This is a genomic window from Mesorhizobium sp. WSM1386 (assembly GCF_055901595.1).
In genome coordinates, this window is sequence record NZ_CM148373.1 from 711,534 (window position 1) to 732,704 (window position 21,171).

The 21,171-nt window shown below is 64.7% G+C and carries 17 protein-coding genes; 9 read left to right on the forward strand and 8 right to left on the reverse strand.

All coding sequences use genetic code 11. From position 1 onward, the window contains the following. Window positions 1-114: 114 nt before the first annotated feature. On the reverse strand, window positions 115-3,966 hold the full coding sequence (locus AC0NIH_RS03375) for a DUF7929 domain-containing protein (RefSeq protein ID WP_474025151.1): 3,852 nt from the start codon (window positions 3,964-3,966) through the stop codon (window positions 115-117). A 10-nt stretch (window positions 3,967-3,976) separates the two neighbouring features. Then, window positions 3,977-6,229 carry a hypothetical protein gene (locus AC0NIH_RS03380; protein WP_473466604.1) on the reverse strand — a complete coding sequence of 751 codons (2,253 nt, stop codon included), beginning with the start codon at window positions 6,227-6,229 and terminating at the stop codon, window positions 3,977-3,979. A gap of 151 nt (window positions 6,230-6,380) precedes the next feature. Here AC0NIH_RS03380 and AC0NIH_RS03385 point away from each other — a divergent pair, with 151 nt between their 5' ends. The 8 genes from AC0NIH_RS03385 (at window position 6,381) to AC0NIH_RS03420 (ending at window position 14,867) form a co-directional block, all read left to right on the forward strand. Then, window positions 6,381-7,973, forward strand: coding sequence for an ABC transporter substrate-binding protein (locus AC0NIH_RS03385; protein WP_473466603.1), 1,593 nt, complete (start codon window positions 6,381-6,383; stop codon window positions 7,971-7,973). Next, a complete protein-coding gene (locus AC0NIH_RS03390) occupies window positions 7,954-8,859 on the forward strand; it encodes a hypothetical protein (protein WP_473466601.1) in 906 nt (301 codons plus the stop codon). Before AC0NIH_RS03385 ends, AC0NIH_RS03390 begins: the two co-directional genes overlap by 20 nt. 317 nt (window positions 8,860-9,176) lie before the next feature. After that, a complete protein-coding gene (dnaK, locus tag AC0NIH_RS03395) occupies window positions 9,177-11,093 on the forward strand; it encodes a molecular chaperone DnaK (protein ID WP_013891973.1) in 1,917 nt (638 codons plus the stop codon). 224 nt (window positions 11,094-11,317) lie between these two features. After that, window positions 11,318-12,448, forward strand: a complete 1,131-nt coding sequence (gene dnaJ / locus AC0NIH_RS03400; protein ID WP_224686386.1) for a molecular chaperone DnaJ — start codon at window positions 11,318-11,320, stop codon at window positions 12,446-12,448. Window positions 12,449-12,553: 105 nt separating this feature from the next. Next, on the forward strand, window positions 12,554-13,156 hold the full coding sequence (gene pmtA, locus AC0NIH_RS03405; protein ID WP_013891975.1) for a phospholipid N-methyltransferase PmtA: 603 nt from the start codon (window positions 12,554-12,556) through the stop codon (window positions 13,154-13,156). An 80-nt stretch (window positions 13,157-13,236) separates the two neighbouring features. Then, window positions 13,237-13,833 carry an NADPH-dependent FMN reductase gene (locus AC0NIH_RS03410; protein WP_473466600.1) on the forward strand — a complete coding sequence of 199 codons (597 nt, stop codon included), beginning with the start codon at window positions 13,237-13,239 and terminating at the stop codon, window positions 13,831-13,833. Between the two features lie 8 nt (window positions 13,834-13,841). Next, window positions 13,842-14,555 (forward strand): orotidine-5'-phosphate decarboxylase, encoded by a 714-nt coding sequence (gene pyrF / locus AC0NIH_RS03415; protein ID WP_473466609.1) that lies wholly within the window; start codon window positions 13,842-13,844, stop codon window positions 14,553-14,555. Between the two features lie 24 nt (window positions 14,556-14,579). Beyond that, entirely contained in the window at window positions 14,580-14,867 is a 288-nt protein-coding gene (locus AC0NIH_RS03420; protein ID WP_473466598.1) for a DUF1330 domain-containing protein, read from the forward strand. Between the two features lie 30 nt (window positions 14,868-14,897). Here the strand turns inward: AC0NIH_RS03420 and AC0NIH_RS03425 are convergent, their stop codons facing one another. Beyond that, window positions 14,898-15,644, reverse strand: coding sequence for a GntR family transcriptional regulator (locus AC0NIH_RS03425; protein WP_473466597.1), 747 nt, complete (start codon window positions 15,642-15,644; stop codon window positions 14,898-14,900). Window positions 15,645-15,725: 81 nt separating this feature from the next. Between AC0NIH_RS03425 and AC0NIH_RS03430 the strand changes: the two genes are divergently transcribed. Then, a complete protein-coding gene (locus tag AC0NIH_RS03430; RefSeq protein WP_023777730.1) occupies window positions 15,726-16,286 on the forward strand; it encodes an autotransporter in 561 nt (186 codons plus the stop codon). 365 nt (window positions 16,287-16,651) lie between these two features. Here AC0NIH_RS03430 and AC0NIH_RS03435 read toward each other — a convergent pair whose 3' ends face one another. From AC0NIH_RS03435 to AC0NIH_RS03455, 5 genes are all read right to left on the reverse strand, one after another. Continuing rightward, window positions 16,652-17,710 (reverse strand): D-alanine--D-alanine ligase family protein, encoded by a 1,059-nt coding sequence (locus AC0NIH_RS03435; protein ID WP_473466596.1) that lies wholly within the window; start codon window positions 17,708-17,710, stop codon window positions 16,652-16,654. A gap of 129 nt (window positions 17,711-17,839) precedes the next feature. Further along, window positions 17,840-18,721: an SMP-30/gluconolactonase/LRE family protein gene (locus AC0NIH_RS03440; RefSeq protein ID WP_473466594.1), complete on the reverse strand. Its 882-nt coding sequence runs from the start codon at window positions 18,719-18,721 to the stop codon at window positions 17,840-17,842. Then, complete coding sequence (locus AC0NIH_RS03445; protein ID WP_023765359.1) at window positions 18,721-19,359, reverse strand: 2-dehydro-3-deoxy-6-phosphogalactonate aldolase; 639 nt, start codon at window positions 19,357-19,359, stop codon at window positions 18,721-18,723. The genes AC0NIH_RS03440 and AC0NIH_RS03445 overlap by 1 nt, the downstream gene beginning before the upstream one ends. Beyond that, complete coding sequence (locus AC0NIH_RS03450; protein ID WP_473466593.1) at window positions 19,356-20,315, reverse strand: 2-dehydro-3-deoxygalactonokinase; 960 nt, start codon at window positions 20,313-20,315, stop codon at window positions 19,356-19,358. The genes AC0NIH_RS03445 and AC0NIH_RS03450 overlap by 4 nt, the downstream gene beginning before the upstream one ends. Then, window positions 20,312-21,079, reverse strand: coding sequence for an SDR family NAD(P)-dependent oxidoreductase (locus tag AC0NIH_RS03455; RefSeq protein ID WP_473466592.1), 768 nt, complete (start codon window positions 21,077-21,079; stop codon window positions 20,312-20,314). The genes AC0NIH_RS03450 and AC0NIH_RS03455 overlap by 4 nt, the downstream gene beginning before the upstream one ends. Between the last annotated feature and the right edge of the window lie 92 nt (window positions 21,080-21,171).

A 21,171-nucleotide genomic window follows, 5' to 3' on the forward strand; every position in this document is an offset into this window, starting at 1 on the left:
TCCACAGGCTCGGGTGGCGTTGCGGCGTTGCGGTCAATTTCCGCTGCCCGGCGCCGTGACGAAAAACCCGCCGGATCGCTCCGGCGGGTTTTTCGTCTGGCATCGAGCAGATGGTTATTGCTGCTGGAGTTTCAGGATCCTGTTTGCAGCCGGATCCTGCTGCTGTTCGGTCTGCGGCCTGAGCCGTGGCAGCACCTGCTGCAGGAGCAGTCCCGGGTTGAGCTCCAGCGACGGCTGCCCGCGTATCGGCCGGCAGTTCGGATACCGCCCGATCGTGCCTTCCGGGCAGCGCCGCCTGATGATCGGCTGGCACTGGCCATCGATCATCTGCGAGCCCGGAGCGCATTCCGTCTGTTGCCTGGGCTTGCGGCATGCACCGTCGATTACCTCAGTCCCTCGCGGACAGACGCACTCGCCGCGCTTGTTGTGGACCTGGCCGCGGATGTCGCACTGCTCCAACTGCGGCTGCTTGCGCCGGCAGGCATTGCCTTGCACCTCGGTACCCCGCGGGCAGACGCAATTGCCGTCGGCGTCGTGGACCTGACCACGGATGGTGCACTGCTCGGGCTCCGGCCGGACCGGACGGCAGGCACCGTTGCGAACTTCGGTTCCTCTCGGGCAGACACAGTCGCCATCGGCGTCGTGGACCTGGCCACGGATGGTGCACTGCTCGGGCTCCGGTCGGACCGGACGGCAGGCACCGTTGCGAACTTCGGTTCCTCTCGGGCAGACACAGTCGCCATCGGCGTCGTGGACCTGGCCACGGATGGTGCACTGCTCGGGCTTCGGCCGGACCGGACGGCAGGCACCGTTGCGCACTTCGGTTCCTCTCGGGCAGACACAGTCGCCGTCCGCGTCGTGGACCTGGCCACGGATGGTGCACTGCTCGGGCTTGTCGGTCCTGACGCATTTTCCGTTCTCGAGCGCCGTGCCGCGCGGGCAGACGCAACGCCCGTCCTCGGTGCGGATCTGGCCTTCGAGCAGCACGCAGCGCTTCGGCGGCGGTGGCGTCGGCAGAACGTTGGTGCCGCCGCCGGTGCACTGGCCGTTGCGGAAGGTGGTGCCTTCCGGGCAGACGCAGCGGCCCGCATCGTTCATGACGAAGCCCGGCGAGCACTCCTTCTTCACCTCATGCGTGATGATGAAGGGGTGGCACGCATAGGCCTTGCCGCGATCGCCCTGCACATTGGCCGCATCCTTGGACAAGACGTCGCCGCCGCCTTGCACCCGCGTGTCGGGAGAGAGCACGCCGACGCAGTTCTGGCCGTTGACGTCGCCCTGCAGGTTGGCCAGGCGGCCGTCGTCGGGAATGACCACGGTGACATGGTGCGACTGGCTTTCGCCGGCACCGAGCGACAGGTTGGCGATGCAGGACAGGGGCAAGGTTGCCGGCTCGGGCGAACAGCCGAAAGGCGGGTCGATCGAGGTGATCGCAACGCCGTCCAGCCGGCCGAGTCCTTCCACGCCGATCGCATCACCGATGCGGACCGGACCGGAGAAGGGGCTCGTCCCATCATTTGATATGGTTATGTCGAACGAGCAGGGCTGGCCGAGCCTGCATTCGCGGTCGCCGGTCTTTTCGACGCGGATGGTCGAAGAGCCGCCGCCCTTGGCGCAGGCCTGGCCGATCGGATAGACGACGTCGTCGCCGGGCGCCGGCCCGTAGGAGCCGCGCGCGCAGTTCTCGAACTCGCCATTCGCCGAGACCGTCACGTCGAAGTGCCTGGATGTTCCGGGTGTCATGACGGCACCGGGAATCTTGCAGGACAGCGCATTGGCAGGCACCGGTCCGCATGCCCATTCCGCGCCGTCGGGAGTGACGGTCTGGATCTGGACGGGCGCACCGCCGGCCACCAGCGTGGCGGCATCGTTGACCCGCACCGGACCGGTGGGGGCAGCGGTGCCAAGGCTGATGACGGTGATGCGGCAAGAGACGAACGCGGCACCGGCGAGCGAGGCGTTGCAGACCTTGGTGATGCGCAGGGTCGGCTTGCCGCCATTGGGATGACGGAAGCGTTCCTTGGCGCAGGCCTTGTTGTTGGTGAGGTCGACCTCACCGGGGATGGGCTTTACCGCCGCGCAGTTCTCGACCGTGTCCGACTGGTAGCCGGCCGGCATCACCGCCTTGACGACGATCGGCGTCGAGGCGCCTGGAGGCAGCGAGATGCCTGCATTGTCGCAGCGGAACTGGCCAGGACCGTTCGGTCCGCATGTCCAGGGCGGGCTCGGCCCGAAGGTCGAGGAGGCCGGCGCGCCGCCTGGGTAGTTGTCGATGACCGTCAGCGGTCCATTGTAGGTGGCGCTGCCGTTGTTGATGATGTCGATCACGAAGTAGCAGATGCCGTCGGCCGTGCAGACCGGGACGCGGGCACGCTTCTTCAGGATCAGGTCGACCTTCTTCTCCACCGGCGGCTGGCAGTCGCGGTCGCGGTCGCCACGGCGGCAGATCGGGATCGAGGCGCAGCCACGGTCGTTCGACTGGCTGCCGAACAGCGGCTTGCCACTGGCGCCATAATTGTAGGTGGCGCAGTTGCGCAAGCTGCTGCCTTGCCAACCTCCGGCCGGCTTGAAGCCGAGCTTGAGATCGACGGAGGCGCCCGGATTGAGCGTGGTCACCGGATGGGTGCAAATCATCGGGGTGGTGCCGGGCACGCAGACCCAGGGCGGATTGGGCCCTGAACTCAGCGTCGAACCGGCCGGCAGCGTCACCTCGTCGAGCACGATCTTGCCGTTATAGGGCGCGGTGCCGACATTGGTGACCCTGATGGTGAAGTCGCAGCCGCCGCCCATCGTGCAACGCGTCACGTCGGCGCGTTTCTCGACCTTGAGGTCCGGCTCCTTGTCCCTGGGCGGGCACTTCTGGTCACGCGGAATGACGATGTCGATGGTCTGCGTGCAGCACAGCCCCCAACCCTCCTTCGGGCCGGCATAGGTTTCGATGCCGGTGACGATGAGGTGGATGACGTCGCCGGGCGATGCGCCGACGATCTTCCAGTTGAGCACTCCGCCCCCCGCCGGCACCAGTTGCGTATCGGGAATGATGGTGACGCCGGGCGTGGCCGTCGAGACCTGCACCCACTTGCCGCCCATCTCCGGGCCTACCGGCATATGATAGATGAAGGCGCCGCCGCCGGGCACGCAGTCGACCGTGCCGCGCTCCACTTTGAAGCATTCCTTGCCGGGAGGTGGCGGTGGCGGGTTGCATTTGGTGAGATCGATCTTGATCGACGTCTTGGCGCCGGTCTTGTAGTCACCATCGTCGGGTTTGCCCGGATCCTGCGACGGGATGATGGTCCCGGTGCCGGTTCCGTTGGTCACCTTGATCAGACCCTGGTTGTCGACGATGGTCGGCGAGGGAAACGCCGCATGGTCGATCTTGGCCGTGATTTTGAAGGTGATGACGCGTTCATTCGGCGCGCCGGAGCCGTCCAGGTCGGAGGCGGAAATCCGGAAATCGGAAACCATCGCCGTGTCGTTGGGGCCCGCCGAATTGCTGATCGTGGCGCCCGGCAGCGGTCCGCCGGAGGAATCCGTGCCGTCGCCGGAGACGTTGACATTGACGATGGCAAGGCCGTGCGGGAGCTGGTCCTTGAACTCGATCCTGAGCTTGCTCAGCCTGGCCGCGAGACCTGGATCGGCAAAGCCCTGCGGATCGCCGCGCAAGCCGAAGTTCAGCGAATAGACGACATAGTCGCAGCCTCTTTGCGTGCCCGTCTTGGTGAAGAAGGGCACGATCCGGTCCGGCCGCGGATTGATGATGCGCGAATTGTCGAGGTCGAGCCTCAACTCCGGGGTGATCGGGGCAGCGTCTTCCGCAAGGCTGGGCAGCGGGGTCAGGGTGGCGACCGCGATACCGGCCGCCATCAGCCAGCGCGCACCGCGCCTGGCGAGTGACAGGGGTTTCATGATCGTCTCCATGACGGTTTTTTGAGGGATCGCGGGTGAGGACGGGGCAAGAATGTTCATCTTCCCCTCCTCAACGTTCGCAGCTGACGGCTGGGGTACGGAGCGGCAAGGTCATCTTGCAGCAAGGGTAGTAGCCACCCTTGTCCTTGTCGGATTGCCTGTAGAAGCAAAGCCCGACATCCACTCTGTCGCCCGGATAATGGCCGGTGACATCGATCGTGTACGGCTTGCCCGGCGCATGCGACTGAGGTGATGTCACCCCGACGCCCGGCGTCCTGGATTGGGCCTTGATCGAATCGCCACCGAAGCCGGCATGGTCATGGAGGTAGAGATCGGCCTCGAGCCCGCGCGGCGTGCAGAAATACCGCACGTCCTCGACATCGAGGCAGGGAGGCAGATTGCCGGGCGGTGGGAAGTCCGGCGGATAGAAGGGGGGCAGGTAGCCGCCCGGGATTTCCTCATAATAGCCGGCGCGGCCCTCACAGGGGTGCCAGACGGCGACGTCGCCGACATGGCCTTCCACCTCGGGGTCTTCGAAATAGCCGTCGAAGTCTACGAACCAGGAGCCGAAGGGCGGCACATTGGCCGGCTTGACCAGTTCCTTGGGCGTGAGCTGCACGCCGTGCACGGCGAGCGGTCCGCCGGCGGCGAGTTTCTCGGCAAGGGCCGGATTGTCGCGCAATTTGTCGCCGGTGTTGACCAGCGTCTGGGTGCAGACCGAGGTGTCGAGATTGCCGTCGGCGTCATAGCCATATTGCAGGTCGACGCCGCCGGCCGACTGCCGGTTGGCCTGCGGGAAACCCACCGCATATTCCTGCGGCGCTTCCACCCAGACCGATTCCGTCTCCGGATCGTCGGGATTTTCGCGCCAGTAGCGGATGACCTCGCCCTTGCCGGAATCGGCGAACTGGCTGTAATCGTAGCGGTTTTCGACCGGGCCGCGCTGGGCCAGGTACATGAAGCCGCTGTTGTCGAAGGCGATGTCGGTGACGGCGTAGTCCTTGTCGGCCTTGACCGTCAGCTCCCAACGCGGGTCGCCGGCGAAGCTGCCGTCGCGGGCAATGCCCACCGACCAGATTTCGGCCTTTTCGCCAACCGAGTAGTAGAGCCGGCCGCCATGATAGGAGACGGCCCAGACGCGGCGTTCGTCCTGCGTGTAACCCCAGGTTTCGGGATCTTCGCTGTCGAAGGCGGCACCTTGGATGTCCATCACCGCGCCATCGTCGGCGGCGGGAGCCAGCCCGTGCGCCGGGCGCCCTGCAACACCATGGTCGAAGGTGTCGATCAGTCTGCCGCCGGCGTCGATGCGATGGACGAGGCCGGTGTCGAGGTCGGAAGCGAAGAACTGGCGGTGGATCGGATCGAAGGTGAGATTGCCGATGCCGGGACCGCTGTTGGTGTCGATGTCGGCGAATTTGGCGACCTGGCCGGTGATGCCGTCGATCTTCCAGACGGTGCCCGGCCCGCCACCGTTCTCGGTGCCGAACTGGCCCTCCATGAAGGTGGCGCCCGCCATGCCGCGGCGCTGCCGCTCCGGCCTGTCGTCCTCGTCGGTATCGGGCGTGACGATGCGGATGCCGTGCAGCGAGCTGGCGCCGGCATAGAGGTTCGGAATGCCCGACGGGACGCCATCGCGCACGCCGTCGTCATAGGTGAGGCCGAACACCTGGCCGATCTGGCCTGATGTCACCTCGAAAGGCGGCGGCGTGAAGACGAGCTGGCCCGAGGCCGGCCCGCCGAGATGCGAAACGTCGAACACGCGCAAGGTGGCGCGCGCGGTGTCTATGAAGGTTTCGTCGACGGGATCGACGCCGGGCGGCAGGCCCCCTTTTTCGGAATCAGGGGGGTCGAAATTGGGAATGACGGTGCCGGAAAATCCGGTGACCGCCATCGAACCGGGATAGATGATCTGGGTTTCCTGCGCCTTTGCGGCACCGCCAAGCCACAGGCCCGCGCCGAGCGCCAGCGCCAGCAAGCCGCCTGCGTGGACGGCGCGGCGCAAACGGCCCTCAAGAGAATATGTCAAAGGAGAATATATCAAAGAAGACACGCGCGTGCCGCGGACGCGAGACATGAAGCTACCCCCGTTAGCCACGGGAGAAACATCCGGCGTCGCCGCGCAAATCAGGGAAAGGCGCGGTGGTCCGGCACGTTTTTCCCTGATCGAATTGTCTGCTTTCCTCACGGTTACGTTACTACCGCTCTTACGCTGGGTCAACGGAATCAGCGGGAAGCCCAGCGCATCGACCCCGTCCCGAAGGCGGTGGTCGCGCCGAGCTCCTGTTGTTCCCGCGGACCTCGGAGCCTCGGGGTTGCTGGTCATGGGGGCTTCCTTTCCAGGCGCGCACCATGCGGCGCCTGGACATCAGTCGCGGGCGGAAGCGGAAAGGTTCATCGTCGGCGGGCCGGCTTACCGGCGCTGCTGTCTTCTGATAGCATCCGCCCAGCCCTTTGGGCATGCCTTGGGGGGCATCATGACAAGCAAGCGCTCTGTTCTGCTCCTGGCGACGCTTTCTCTTTTCGCGTTGCCAGTTGATGATTCCATGGCCAAGACCTTGGTCTATTGCACGGAGGCCAGTCCGGACACGTTCGACCCGGCTCTCGCTTCCGGCACCCGTGACGCCTCCGCCACGGCGCTCTACAACCGCATTGTCGAGTTCGAACCCGGCACCACCAAAGTGCGTCCCGGCCTGGCAGAGAAATGGGAGATTTCGGACGACAGCCTCACCTACACCTTCCACCTCAGGCACGGCGTGAAGTTTCACACCGTCGATGGCTTTACGCCAAGCCGCGATTTCAATGCCGACGACGTGCTGTTCACCTTCGAGCGCCAGGCAGACGCGCAGAACCCGTTCCACAACTATGCCAGCCGCCCCTACGGCTATTTCGACGGCATGGGCATGCCGCGCCTCGTCGCCAGTTGGCGCAAGCTCGACAACTACACCGTCGTCATGACGCTCAAGGCGCCTCATGCGCCGATGCTTGCCAATCTGGCGATGGACTTTGCCTCTGTTGTTTCCAGGGAATATGCCGACAGGCTGCTGGCTGAAAAGCGGCCGCTCGACCTGGCGACGAAACCGGTCGGCACGGGTCCGTTCCAGCTTGTCGACTACCAGCAGGATGCGGTCATCCGCTACAAGGCCAATCCCGATTATTGGCGCGGCCGGACGAGGATCGACGACCTCATCTTCGCCATCACCACCGATGCCAGCGTCCGGCTGGAGAAGCTGCGCGCCGGCGAGTGCGATGTCATGCCCTATCCCAATCCCGCCGATCTGCCGGCGATCAAGACGGCGCCCGGCATCAAGGTCATGCAGCAGGAAGGACTGAACACCGGATACCTCGCCTTCAACACGTTGCAGAAGCCGTTCGACGATCCAAGGGTCAGAAAGGCGATCGACATGGCCATCGACAGGAAGGCGCTTGTCGACGTCGTCTTCCGGGGCACCGGTGAGATTGCGCGCAATCCGCTGCCGCCGACCTCCTGGGCCTATGACAAGACCACGCCAGACCCTGTTTTCGATCCCGATGCCGCCAGGCAGGCATTGACCGATGCCGGCATCAAGGATCTGCACATGAAGGTCTGGGCGATGCCGGTGCAGCGCCCGTACAATCCCAATGCCCAGCGCATGGCGGAGATGATCCAGTCGGACCTGGCGCGGATCGGCGTCACCGTGGATATCGTCACCTATGAATGGGCCGAATATCTTGCCCGCTCCAAACCGGTCGACCGCGATGGCGCCATGCTGTTCGGTTTCACCGGCGACAATGGCGACCCCGACAATTTCCTCTCGGTGCCGCTCGGCTGCGCCGGTGTCGGCGCCACCAACCGCGCCAACTGGTGTTTTCCTGCCTTCGACGATCTGCTCCGGCAGGCTGCCGGGATCGTCGACCCCGATGCCCGCATGAAGCTTTACGCCCAGGCGCAGGGAATCTTCCGGGAACAGACGCCATGGGTGGTCATTGCCCATTCCGTGGTGTCGATACCGATGCGCGAACGGGTCCAGGGTTACGTCATGGACCCGTTCGACCATCACGACTTCTCGAATGTCGACATCAGCGAATAGCGGCATAGCCATGCGAGCCGGTCTCGATGTCGCCGATCTCGATGTCTATGTGGAGAGCCTGGGCAATTTTCGTTCGGGAGAGGAGTATTCCATCCAGTCGCTGCTGCCGCGCCTGGAGCAGGCAGGGATGACGGTGCGCGTGCTCGATCGTCCGGCGCGGGAGCATCTGGCGCCGGCGGCGCTGCTGCACATCGACCTGACCGATGTGCCACACCCTTACCACGACATCGCCCGACGCTACGCGCGCACCATCAACGGCGATGCCCTGTCCATCCACCGGCAGCTCTATTCATCGCTCAGGATCGGTGCCGGCGACGGCCATTCCGGCCCGGTCATCGTCAAGACCGTTCTCAACAGCAGGGGCCGGCCCGAACTGCGCTGGCGGCAGTATCGCAACGGATGGACGCGGGCGATGCATTTCGTCCGCAAAACCGCCGATCCCGGCTACAAGGAACGGCTGTGCCCCCGCTACCGCGTCTACGACACTTTGGCGCAGGTTCCGCCCGAGACCTGGGGGGACGAGCGCCTGATGGTCGAAAAATTCGCCTTCGACAGCCTCGACCTGCCGATCGTCAAGCACCGCTACATGTTCCTTCTCGGTGCCGAAGTGAACATGCGGCAGACCTATAACGACGTTCTCTGCAAGGGATCGGAGATCATCAGCAATGAGGTCGGCGGCGCCGTTCCGGCCGAGGTGAGGGCAGTCAGGGAGCGGCTGCGTCTCGATTTCGGCGCGATCGACTATTTTATTGTCGACGGCAAGGGCATCGTGGTCGACGCCAACAAGACGGTCGGCTCCAACCCGGAATGGCTGAAGAAGAACCGATTCCGCCAGGAATTCAACGACCGCATGGTCGAAGCGCTGATTGAATTCGTGCGCGGTTGAACCCACGGCAATCGGGAAGCCCGGCTCGGCCAAGGCCGATCGGCGGTTGGGCGCGCGACCTCGGCCCGGCGGCCTCGACAGGGCGGCGCGCCCGTGTCCGCTCCCGGCCGGCCGGGGCGATCGTTTTGCCTCCGCCTGCGACGATCGTGGAAGCGTTGCGCAGAATGCTTGCGCGCGATGCTGCCTGTTCTTATATACGCGCCAAGCCGTTCGGCGCCGGAATGCCGGTTGCCGGAACGGGATTTCTTGTGAACAGGGGCTTTCGTCGGAACGCCTTACCGGGTCCTGAGAGCCTGCTTAGCGGAGAGACTAGAAAAATGGCAAAAGTAATCGGTATCGATCTCGGCACCACCAACTCCTGCATCGCCATCATGGATGGCAAGGAGCCGAAGGTGATCGAGAATGCGGAAGGCGCGCGCACGACGCCCTCCATCGTCGCCATCTCGGGCGACGGCGAACGTCTGGTCGGCCAGCCGGCCAAGCGCCAGGCGGTCACCAATCCAGAAAACACCATCTTCGCGGTCAAGCGCCTGATCGGCCGCCGCTATGACGATCCGGTGACGGAGAAGGACAAGAAGCTTGTCCCCTACAAGATCGTCAAGGGCGACAATGGCGATGCCTGGGTCGAGGCCGGCGGCAAGAAGCAGTCGCCCAGCCAGATCTCGGCCATGATCCTGCAGAAGATGAAGGAAACGGCGGAAGCCTATCTCGGCGAGAAGGTCGAGAAGGCGGTCATCACCGTTCCGGCCTATTTCAACGACGCACAGCGCCAGGCCACCAAGGACGCCGGCAAGATCGCCGGCCTCGAAGTGCTGCGCATCATCAACGAGCCGACGGCCGCGGCACTTGCCTACGGCCTCGACAAGAAGGAAGGCAAGACCATTGCCGTCTATGACCTTGGCGGCGGCACGTTCGACATTTCGGTGCTCGAGATCGGCGACGGCGTGTTCGAGGTGAAGTCGACCAACGGCGACACCTTCCTTGGCGGCGAGGACTTCGACATGCGGCTGGTCGAATATCTGGCGGCCGAGTTCAAGAAGGAACAGGGCATCGACCTGAAGAACGACAAGCTTGCCCTGCAGCGCCTCAAGGAGGCGGCTGAAAAGGCCAAGATCGAGCTGTCGTCGACGACGCAGACCGAAATCAACCTGCCCTTCATCACCGCCGACGCGACCGGCCCGAAGCACCTGACGCTGAAGCTGACCCGCGCCAAGTTCGAAAGCCTGGTCGAGGATCTCGTCCAGCGCACCATCGAGCCCTGCAAGGCGGCGCTCAAGGATGCCGGCCTGAAGGCTGGCGAGATCGACGAAGTGGTCCTGGTCGGCGGCATGACCCGCATGCCCAAGATCCAGGAGATCGTGAAGCAGTTCTTCGGCAAGGAGCCGCACAAGGGCGTCAACCCGGACGAGGTCGTCGCCTTGGGCGCCGCCATCCAGGCCGGCGTGCTGCAGGGCGACGTCAAGGACGTGCTCTTGCTCGACGTGACGCCGCTGTCGCTCGGCATCGAGACGCTGGGTGGCGTGTTCACGCGGCTGATCGAACGCAACACGACGATCCCGACCAAGAAGAGCCAGGTGTTCTCGACCGCCGAGGATTCGCAGTCGGCGGTGACCATCCGCGTCTTCCAGGGCGAGCGTGAAATGGCCGCCGACAACAAGCCGCTCGGCCAATTCGACCTGGTCGGCATTCCGCCGGCCCCGCGCGGCGTGCCGCAGATCGAGGTCACCTTCGACATCGACGCCAACGGCATCGTCAACGTTTCGGCCAAGGACAAGGGCACCGGCAAGGAGCACCAGATCCGCATCCAGGCCTCGGGTGGCCTTTCTGACGCCGACATCGAGAAGATGGTGAAGGACGCCGAGGCCAATGCCGATGCCGACAAGAAGCGTCGCGCCGTGGTGGAGGCCCGCAACCAGGCCGAGGCGCTGGTGCATTCTTCCGAGAAGTCGCTGAAGGAATATGGCGACAAGGTCTCGGAAGCCGAGCGCACGGCGATATCGGACGCGATCGCGGCACTGAAGACCGCTGCCGAGGGCGACGATGCGGCCGACATCGAGGCCAAGAGTCAGGTGCTCGCCGAGGCTTCGATGAAGCTTGGCCAGGCCATGTACGAGGCTTCGCAGAAGGAAGCCGCGGAAGCCGACGCCAAGGCGGATGCCGCCAAGGACAGTGACGTGGTCGATGCCGATTTCGAAGAAATCGACGAAGACGACGACAAGAAGAAGTCGGCCTGAGCCGCCTGACGGCAAGATAATGCGGAAAGCCCGGCGCCAAGCCGGGCTTTTTTGCAACCCTCGCTGAAAAAGTGCGGGGCCCTGCTGAAAAAATGACAGAAAAACCCGGACAGGCGCACGCCGGCCCTAGCATCCGGGCAGCACCGCTCCTAAATCGAGGCAACGTGCCGGCAAACGACGCAATATATGCCTCAAGACGTTGAATATCCGGACTGCGGGAAAAAATGAAAGCTGATTTCTACGAAACCCTAGGCGTCCAGAAAGGCGCCGACGAGAAGGAGCTCAAGAGCGCTTTTCGCAAGCTCGCCATGCAGTTCCATCCCGACCGCAATCCCGGCGATCATTCCTGCGAGCACAAGTTCAAGGAAATCAACGAAGCCTACGAGACGCTGAAGGACCCGCAGAAGCGCGCGGCCTACGACCGCTTCGGCCACGCCGCCTTCGAACAGGGCGGCATGAATGGCGGGGCGCAAGGCTTTGGCGCCGGCGGTTTCGCCGATATCTTCGAAGACATTTTCGGCGACATGATGGGCGGCCGCCAGCGCCGCTCGTCGGGTGGCCGCGAGCGCGGCGCCGACCTGCGCTACAACATGGAAATCTCGCTGGAAGAAGCCTTCGCGGGAAAGACGGCGCAGATCCGCGTGCCGGCCTCGATCTCGTGTTCGGAATGCTCCGGCAGCGGCGCCAAGCCGGGCACCCAGCCCGTCACCTGCTCGATGTGCAACGGCCACGGCAAGGTGCGCGCCACGCAAGGCTTCTTCTCGATCGAACGCACTTGCCCGCAATGCCAGGGCCGCGGCCAGACGATCAAGGATCCGTGCCCGAAATGCGCCGGCCAGGGCCGCGTCACCGAAGAACGGTCGCTGTCGGTCAACATCCCGGCCGGCATCGAGGACGGCACCCGTATCCGCCTTGCCAATGAGGGCGAGGCCGGCTTGCGCGGCGGGCCGTCCGGCGACCTCTATATCTTCCTGGCGGTGAAGCCGCACGAGTTCTTCCAGCGCGACGGCGCCGATCTCTACTGCAAGGTGCCGATCTCGATGACGACGGCCGCCCTCGGCGGTTCTTTCGAAGTGACGACGCTGGACGGCACGCAGACCAAAGTGAAGGTGCCGGAAGGCACCCAGAACGGACGTCAGTTCCGCCTCAAGGGCAAGGGCATGCCAGTGCTGCGCCAGCCCAATGTCGGCGACCTCTACATCCAGACCGCGGTCGAGACGCCGCAGAACCTGTCGCGCCGCCAGCGCGAACTGCTGGAGGAGTTCGAACAGCTCTCCTCGCAAGACAATTCGCCCCAATCGAGCGGCTTTTTTGCCCGCATGAAGGATTTCCTCGAGTCTTTCGGCGAGCGTTGATAGGCGACAAAAGCTATCTTATCCACGCCATGCGTGTTGCGGCGCCTTGCCTTGCGCCGCTCAGGTGTTAAGTAGCTTGCGGGGGAAGCGCTGAGGAGAGCTTGCATGACACGTGGTCCCGGACTGCGGAAGGCGCTGGCCGAAAAGTTCGACGACGAGCTCAAATTCTTCAAGGGCTGGATCGACAAGCCGAAGACGGTCGGCTCGATCGTTCCGACCAGTTCGATCACCGCCCGCAAGATGGCCTCGATCGTCAATCCCAAGTCCGGCCTGCCGGTGCTCGAAGTCGGCCCAGGCACCGGCGTCATCACCCGCGCCATCCTCGCCCAGGGCGTGCGGCCCGAAAACCTCTACGCGGTCGAATATTCCACCGATTTCGTGCGCCATTTGCGCCAGCTCTATCCCGGGGTCAACGTCATCGAGGGTGACGCCTTCAACCTCAACGCCACGCTTGGCGAGAGGAGCGGGATGATCTTCGATTCCGTCGTTTCCGGCGTGCCGTTGCTCAACTTCCCGGTCGCCCAGCGCATCGCCTATATCGAAAGCCTGCTCGACCGCATCCCGGCGGGCCGCCCGATCGTGCAGCTGACCTACGGCCCGATGTCGCCGATCCCGGCCGGCCGCGGCGACTACACGGTCAAGCATTTCGATTTCATCTTCCGCAACATCCCGCCGACGCAGCTGTGGATTTACCGAAGGGAAGGATAAGGAAATAGGCAGTAGGGAATAGTCAGGAATTGCTCATCTCCTACTGCCTATCCCCCACTGCCTAACCCCTTTGCGAAGCAATGGCAGTGATCCCGAAAATCCTCGTCTTCGCCGGCTCGGTGCGCGGCGGCGCCTATAGCGGCAGGACCGCCGACGTGGCGCAGAAGGAACTTGCGGTGCAGGGCGCCGAAGTGACGCGCATCTCGCTCGCCGATTATCCCCTGCCGATCCTCGACGAAGATCTGGAGAAGGAAAAGGGCGTTCCCGAAAATGCCGTCAGACTCGGCCGCCTGATCATCGCGCATGACGGGCTGCTGATCGCCACGCCGGAATATAACGGCTCCATCCCGCCGCTGCTCAAGAACACGATCGACTGGGTGAGCCGCGTGCGCAGGGACAATAACCGGCCGGTCAGGCCGCTTGCCGGCAAGGTTGTCGGCCTATGCTCGTCCTCCAACGGTCATTTTGCCGGCATCCGCTGCATCAACCATCTGCGCGCCGTATTGGTGCGCTGCCAGATGGAGGTGGTGACGCCGGAATGCTCGGTGCCGGAGGGCGGCGACGCCTTCGGCGAGGACGGCCATTTCCGTGACGAAAGACTGCACACATCGATGGAGCATCTATGCCGCACGCTGATCGAAACCTCGCGCCTGCTGTCCACCCGGATCGAGGCGTGACCGTATCCATGCCGGCTCAGACCATGCAGCCCAAGTCTATTCAGGAAAGACTGATCGTCGGCCTCGACGTGCCGACGGTGAGGGAAGCCGAACAGGCGGTGCGTGAGCTGGACGGCGTCGTCTCCTTCTACAAGATCGGCTATCAACTGGCCTTCGCCGGCGGGCTCGACTTCGCCAGGGAACTGGCCAGTGGCGGGGCAAAAGTCTTCCTCGACATGAAGCTGCTCGACATCGACCACACGGTGGCCAAGGGTGTCGAGAACATCGTCGGGATGGGCATGACCATGCTGACCATCCACGCCTATCCCAAGGCGATGCAGGCGGCAGTGGAAGCGGCACGCGGCAGTGACCTCTGCCTGCTCGCCGTCAGCGTGCTGACCTCGATGGACGAGCAGGACGTGATCGACGCCGGCTATGAATACGACCCGCACACACTGGTGCTCAGGCGCGCCGAACAGGCGCTGCATGCCGGCATGGGCGGCGTCGTCTGCTCGGCCGAAGAGGCTGAAGCGGTGCGCCGCATCGTCGGGCCCAACATGGCGGTGGTGACGCCGGGAATACGGCCGGCGGGCAGCGAGCATGGCGATCAGAAGCGCGTCGTGACGCCGGCGCAGGCGATCCGCAATGGCTCCAGCCACCTCGTCGTCGGCAGGCCAATCGTCGCGGCAGGCGACAGGCGGGCGGCGGCGGAAGCCATTCTGGAAGAGATGCGCTCGGCGTAGACACAAGAAGCAGGGAGTAGACGGATGCCCAAGGGATATTGGATCGCTCGCGTCGATGTGCTTGACGCCGAAGGCTACAAGGACTATGTCGCCGCCGCCAAACCCGCCTTCGAGCGGTTCGGGGCGAAATTCCTGGCGCGTGGCGGGGCGCATGAGCTTGCCGAAGGGCCGGGCCGCGCCCGCAACGTCATCATAGAGTTCGAAACGCTGGCGGCCGCACACGACTGCTATCACTCGCCGGAATACCAGCGCGCGGTCGCCATCCGCCAGAAGGTCGCCGACGGCGAGATTGTGCTGGTCGAAGGGGCCTGAGGGCGTCGCGAAGCAGAACCTGACGCTTTCTCAGACGAAGTCCTGCAGGTTCGCTTCCCGTAGCTTCGGCCCGCCGAGCAAGGCCCCGATCAGCTGGTGCTTGAGGGCAAGGCTGTGCGAACGGGCAAGCTTGACGATGCCGGGGACGTCGCTCTTCTCGCAAGCCTGCAGCAACTGCTTCTGCTGTTCGATGATCAGCGGCATGAAATCGCGCGACTTGAAGCCGAGATGGAGCGCTCGTTCCGACTGGTCGAGGATTTGGCTGAGCAGCAGCGCCAGCCGCAAATTGCCGGACAGTTCGGCGATGGCCAGGCGAAAGGCGCGGTCGGCGGCGAGGAAGGCAACCGGGCTGCGCAGCGTCTCGGGCTTCAGCACCTTTCTCGCCGCCAGCCGGATCTCGTCCAGCCCGCGCCCGGTGATCCCCGTGGTGGCGACCCGGAACACTTCGGGTTCGACGAGGCCACGGACGTCGAAGATCTCGTTGACGTCGCGCAAGGTCAGAGTGGTGATGACGTAGCCCCGGCGCGGCTCGCTCCTGACCAGACCTTCCTGCATGAGGCGGGCGAGTGCGGAACGGATCGTCGCCTTCTTGATCCCGTAGCGGGCCTCGATCTGTTTTTCGGTCAGCGCTTCGCCGGGCGACAGGACGCAAGCGACGATGTCGCTCTTCAACTGCTCGTAGGCCTGCTCGCTGCGCAGCAAATCCGCCGTCGACGGCGCGGTTGCCCCGCCTGGGGGTGCGATCGATTTCGGTGGCCTGGCTTTGGTCGACTTCATGCTTTCTCGCGTCACGTCGGCATTGACTCAAATTGGCCATCTTAGCTAGTGTTTCTGAGCATCTCAGACAGGAGCTGTGGAATGCCTCTATCCGCCGACTCTCCTCTCTACCCCGCCATCAGCGATATCGTCAACGCGGCGGCAGGTGCCGATCCCTTCGGTCAGGTCAAGGCCGTGCTCGGCGACTACACCAAGCGCTTCCACGCACTCGGCCGGCTCGTTCACGAAGAGGACGATGACGAGCTGTTGCTGCACGCGAGCCCCAGGCTGACGATCTACCACATCACGCTTTCGCCCGGCGTGCAGTATCCGCCGCACAACCATTTGATGGATGCGCTGGTCGGCATCTATTGGGGTGGCGAGACCAACTTCATCTACCCGCTCGCCGGCGACCGGGTCGATGAGCCCGAGCGGCAGGATTTTTCGGCGCCGGCGCTGGTGCACATGTCTTCCAGCACCATTCACTCGGTCGCCAATACAGGCAGCACCCGCTCCGGAGCCCTGCACGTCTATCTGGGCGATCTGCCGGGCACCAGCCGGCAGCTGTGGAGCCTGGCCGACAAGCGGCCGGAGCCGTTCGACAACATCCGCTACATGGCCGGCGCGCGACCCATCGGGCAATCGACGGTCGAGCCCGAGTAAACCACCAGCGCCGCACAGGAGAGGCCTGTCGGCGGCAAGACTTTCATCGGTCTTTTCAGCGGTGTAATCACTGACATTCGATATTGGCCGAAGCCTCTAAACTTCGTCATCCCTGGGCGAAGCAGGAGCAAAGCTCCGTCGCGGAGACCCTGGGATCCATGCCGGGACCATAGTCGTGAAGCGCTACGGAGCAGAATTCTGCACCGCAGTGGCGCCTTGAAGTCGCGGCATGGATCCTCGGGTCTGCACTGCGTCGCTTCGCTCCTTGCTCCGCCCGTGGATGACGAAGCGATGGATGTTTCTGCCAATCGCCAATGCATGAGATCTGTCAATCCAAGCGATCGTCAAACTCATGCGCCGAGACACTAACTGGCCAGCCGGCTGGCAGCGGCTTCGGCCATGGCATCGGCAAGACCCAGGCCCCATTGCGACCGGCAATAGGCGCGGAAATCGAAGCAGGGCAGGCCGGGGCAGACCTCGAATTCGATCAGGTGGAGCGTGTCGTCGGCCTCGACCCGCAGGTCGACGGAAAACACGTCGCGCAGGCCGAGCCCGCTCATCAGCCGCCCGGCGATCGCACGGATCCCGGCGTCGGCCGCCGGCTGGACGTCGGCAACGGCAACGAGTTCCGGTTCGGCATAGCGCCCCGCCGCCTTCGCCGCCGCGCCGGTTTCGCCATAGAGCGCCAGGCTGTCGGCCATGGTCTGGAAATCGGCGCCTGAATCGACAAAGGCGATGCCCAGCGCCTCGACGCCAGCTTCCGGCGTCAGCCCAAGGAAGGAGGCGCGCACGTTGCGGCCGGCGACATAGGGCTGGACCACGACATCGTCGCGATAGGCGGCGAAAACACGCCGGCTAAGCTCCAGCGCGTGGCCGAGATCGCTGCTGCGCGAATCCGGCCAGATGCCGATCTTGGCGCCGAGCCGGTTGGGCTTGACGAACCAGCCGGCGGCGGAAGCCGGCGGCTCGACCAGCCATTGGCCATTGCGCGCGAGACCGGCCTGCGGCACCGGCAGGCCCAACGCGCCAAGCACGGCGCCGGAGCGGAACTTGTCCTGGCAGAGCGCGAACAGGGCATCGTCGGCGCCGATCGTCTTGAACCCGCCCAGCCTCGCCAAAGCGGGGGCGGCGCCCCCACGGAAATAGGCGATGCCGTCGGTCAGCGTCCAGACCAGCGTCGTGGCGGGATCCTCGCCGGCAAGCACATGCGCGGCATCGTCGAGCAGCACCGGCGTGAAGGACAGGCCGCGCACCCGGCAGGCCTCGTCGAGCGCATCGAATTCCCGGCCAAGGTCCGTCGACTGCGCCAGGTAGGAAGCGATTTCAGCAGCGCGCTCGCTCGCATGGCCATCGGCGACGAGGCGGTCGAAGCAGGCCTTTTCCGGCTCGTGGACAAGGATCAGCTTGGGCTTGGTGCTAGACATAGGACGGACGCTTCCCGGCGGTAGGATCGTCCACCATCGCACTTCGGCCGCAAACGGCTTTCGCGAAACCGACCCGGGCCGGACGCCTGGGTGATAGTGGAAATCAAACGCCCGATCGCCGGGCCTTGCTCAGGCGATCAGAACGCGCGGCTCGAAACGGCCGTTGACGGGAATGTCGAGCAGGAAGGTCATGCCGCCCTGCAGGTCCAGCAGCCGCTGCTTCTCGCTCTTGCCCGACCAGGCGGAGGTGACCGCGAGCCGGTCGGCATTCTTGCCGACGAAGGCCGGACAGGAGGGCTGGGTCACCGGCATGGCGACCGTGCGGACAAGCTTGCCGTCGGGACCATAAGCCTCGACGACGCTGCCGCCCCAGCAGGCGTTCCACAGGATGCCGTCGCGGTCGAGCACCGAACCGTCGATATAGCCCTTGGCCGAGCGGTGATCGACGAAGATCTTCGGCTCGCCGGCAGGCAGGCCGGTGGCCGGATCGCAGGCGAGCCGCATCAGCAATCCTGTCGAAGTGTCGGTGTAATAGGCGAGCGCGCCATCTTGCGAAAAACAGATCGAATTGGTGACGGTGATGTCCGAGAACAGGCGGCGCAGCTCGCCCTTGAAAAACCAGTAGATCGAGCCGGCACCCTTTTCCTCGCCCTTGCCCATCGTGCCCATCCACAAGGCGCCGCAGGGATGGACGCGCGAATCGTTCGAGCGGGTGACCGGATTGTCGGCCTCGACGGGCGTGTGCAGCGTCAGCTTGCCGGTCGCGACGTCCCGAACATGAAGGCCGGTCTCGGTGGCGATCAGCTGGCGCTTGTCGTCGATGATGGCGATGGCGCTGGCCATCTGGCCAAGCTGGTGGACGATGGTCGCGCCGCCGGACAGGCGCTTTTCCAGCAATTGGCCATTGACGATGTCGAACCAGAACAGCGTGTCCGCGGCGGGATCGTAGCTCGGTCCTTCGCCGAGCTGGCAGACGTGATCGGAAAAAACCGAAACGATCGCTTCGCTCATCATGCGTCTCCGAACACCGCGTCCCAGGCCGCGACCGCGGCGTGCGCACGCACCGCCACCTCGTCGACGCTCATGCCCGGCTTGAACAGGCTGGAGCCGAGGCCGAAGACCGTCACGCCGACAGCCTTGTAGCCGGCAAAGTCCTTCTCCGAAACGCCACCGACGGCCCCGACCAGCGTCTGCGCCGGCAGCACCGCCCGGATCGCGGAAATGCCTGATGCCCCCAGCACGCTGGCCGGGAAGAATTTCAATGCCGAAGCTCCCAGTCGGATCGCCTGGAAGGCCTCGGTGGGCGTGAACACGCCGGGCATGGTGACCATGCCGTAATGCATCGCGCGCGCCATCACCTCGGCATCGATGTTGGGGCTGACCAGCAGCCGCCCGCCGGCCTTGTGCAGCCCGTCGACATCGGCCGGCGTCAGCACCGTGCCGGCGCCGACCAGGGCCGTTTTCGGCAGCACCTGGACAATCCTGGCGATCGACGAGAATGGCTGCGGCGAATTGAGCGGTACTTCGATCGCCTCGATGCCGGCGTCGAACAGGGCTTGGCCCATGGCGATGGCTTCAGCCGGTTTCAGGCCGCGCAGGATGGCGACCAGACCGCGCTTGAGTTTTGGAAAGGCTGCGGTCTCGGTCATGCCAAGGCTCCGGTTCTGGCGATCATGCCGTTTTCGCGCGCGGCTTCGATGAGGCCGGCGCGCACGGCTTCGTCGGCGTCGACGGCGCGGAAGGCAAGTCCCGCAAGCCCGAGTGCAGCCGAATAGAGCGAAGCGAGCGCGCCGGAAGAGATCAGCACGACCGGTGCATCGCCGGCGCCATATAGGCGCTTTGCCGAGGCGATCTCGCCGCCGATCAAAAGCCCGGACAGGCAGGCCGCCGCATCCTCCGACTTCAGGTCCTGCAGGAGCCCGGCGGCGCGGATGGCAAACAGTTTCGAAGTGACATCGCCGCCCTCGCCAAGCGCCCGTTCGCACCATTGCCGGAAGAACGGACTGTCCACCGCCACCGGAGCCGGATGCTCGCCCAGCGAATGCTTGAGGATCGAATGCGCGGCCAACACCGAAAACAATTCGCCCGTCGGCCATGTGCCGAAGCCGGCAACCGCGCCATCCTCGACCGCGACCCATTTCGAGTGCGTGCCCGGCATGCAGGCGAGATGCCGCCCCTTTGCCGGAAAACCAGCGCCGGCAAGCTGTGTTTCCTCGCCGCGCATGACATCCGGCGCGTCGGGCAGGCGCTGGGCAAGGCCGGGAACGATGCGGATGTCGCGGCGCTCGCCTTCGATGCGGGCGGCGCCGCGCAGGATCGCGCCGATCGGTGCCGGCACGGTCACGTAAGCCGCTTCAATCCAGCCCTGACGAGAGCCGGCCATGCCGCAGATGATAACAGGCAACGCTTCAGGCGCGCCCATGGCGGCCAAGTGGCCTTCCAGCACGTTCGAAAAACCCTTTTCGCGCGCCGTGATCAGGCCGTCGTCGCCGCGGCGTTCGGCAAGCACCTTGCCGCTGCCGTCGACCAGCCAGACCCGCATGCGGGTCGTGCCCCAGTCGACGGCGGCCACCGCCGGCGCGTTGCCGGCAAACCCTGGGCTCACAGGAAACCTCCATCGACGATCAGCATTTGCGCAGTCAGCATGCGCGAGGCATCCGAGGCCAGGAACAGCACGGTGCCGACCACGTCGTCCGGCCGCATGACATCCTTGATGCACTGTTTGGCGACATGGGCGGCAAGCGCCTCTTCGGTCACCCAGCGTTGCTGCTGCCGCTCGGTGATGACCCAGCCGGGCGCGACGGCGTTGACGCGGATGCGGTCGGGCCCAAGCTTGCCGGCCAGGCCCTTGGTGAGACCGAGGATGCCCGCCTTGGCGGCGGTGTAGGCCGGCATGTCAGGATGGTTGATCAGATAGGATGTCGAGGTGAAGTTGATGATCGAGCCGCCGCCGGCCCGCTTCATGCCCGGCGCCACGGCCTGCGCAGTGAAGAAATGCGGCCTGAGATTGATTGCCTGGTTGTTGTCCCAGAACTCGATCGTCACGTCTTCGACGGCATGGCGTTCGTCCCACGCGGCATTGTTGATGAGCACGGTGACATCGCCATGCGCGTCGGCGGCCTTCGCAGCCGAGGCCCGCAGCGCCTCGACATCGCGCAGGTCGGTCCTGAGATAGAGCGGCCGCCGGCCGAAATCCCTCTCCATGCTATCGGCAAGCGCGATGCTGGGCTCATCGGCGATGTCGATGAAGGCGACGTTGGCGCCCTGGCGCACGAAACCCTCGGTCAGTGCCGCACCGATCCCGGAACCGCCGCCGGTGATCAGCACCGAGGCGCCCTTGAGGTCGGCAAAATCCGCCGATGGCATCATGTCTTTTCTCTCCGCGCTCAACCGGCGCGCATCCTAGCCAGAGACGTCGCGTGGGCAAGGGCGAAAAGGCGGATTCAAGGGCTTATGTCAGA

Bases quoted from the DNA above. Each gene is read 5' to 3' on its own strand.
- AC0NIH_RS03375 (WP_474025151.1), bottom strand. From the start codon at position 3,966: ATGAACATTCTTGCCCCGTCCTCACCCGCGATCCCTCAAAAAACCGTC.
- AC0NIH_RS03380 (WP_473466604.1), bottom strand. From the start codon at position 6,229: ATGACCAGCAACCCCGAGGCTCCGAGGTCCGCGGGAACAACAGGAGCT.
- AC0NIH_RS03385 (WP_473466603.1), top strand. From the start codon at position 6,381: ATGACAAGCAAGCGCTCTGTTCTGCTCCTGGCGACGCTTTCTCTTTTC.
- AC0NIH_RS03390 (WP_473466601.1), top strand. From the start codon at position 7,954: ATGTCGACATCAGCGAATAGCGGCATAGCCATGCGAGCCGGTCTCGAT.
- dnaK (WP_013891973.1), top strand. From the start codon at position 9,177: ATGGCAAAAGTAATCGGTATCGATCTCGGCACCACCAACTCCTGCATC.
- dnaJ (WP_224686386.1), top strand. From the start codon at position 11,318: ATGAAAGCTGATTTCTACGAAACCCTAGGCGTCCAGAAAGGCGCCGAC.
- pmtA (WP_013891975.1), top strand. From the start codon at position 12,554: ATGACACGTGGTCCCGGACTGCGGAAGGCGCTGGCCGAAAAGTTCGAC.
- AC0NIH_RS03410 (WP_473466600.1), top strand. From the start codon at position 13,237: ATGGCAGTGATCCCGAAAATCCTCGTCTTCGCCGGCTCGGTGCGCGGC.
- pyrF (WP_473466609.1), top strand. From the start codon at position 13,842: ATGCCGGCTCAGACCATGCAGCCCAAGTCTATTCAGGAAAGACTGATC.
- AC0NIH_RS03420 (WP_473466598.1), top strand. From the start codon at position 14,580: ATGCCCAAGGGATATTGGATCGCTCGCGTCGATGTGCTTGACGCCGAA.
- AC0NIH_RS03425 (WP_473466597.1), bottom strand. From the start codon at position 15,644: ATGAAGTCGACCAAAGCCAGGCCACCGAAATCGATCGCACCCCCAGGC.
- AC0NIH_RS03430 (WP_023777730.1), top strand. From the start codon at position 15,726: ATGCCTCTATCCGCCGACTCTCCTCTCTACCCCGCCATCAGCGATATC.
- AC0NIH_RS03435 (WP_473466596.1), bottom strand. From the start codon at position 17,710: ATGTCTAGCACCAAGCCCAAGCTGATCCTTGTCCACGAGCCGGAAAAG.
- AC0NIH_RS03440 (WP_473466594.1), bottom strand. From the start codon at position 18,721: ATGAGCGAAGCGATCGTTTCGGTTTTTTCCGATCACGTCTGCCAGCTC.
- AC0NIH_RS03445 (WP_023765359.1), bottom strand. From the start codon at position 19,359: ATGACCGAGACCGCAGCCTTTCCAAAACTCAAGCGCGGTCTGGTCGCC.
- AC0NIH_RS03455 (WP_473466592.1), bottom strand. From the start codon at position 21,079: ATGATGCCATCGGCGGATTTTGCCGACCTCAAGGGCGCCTCGGTGCTG.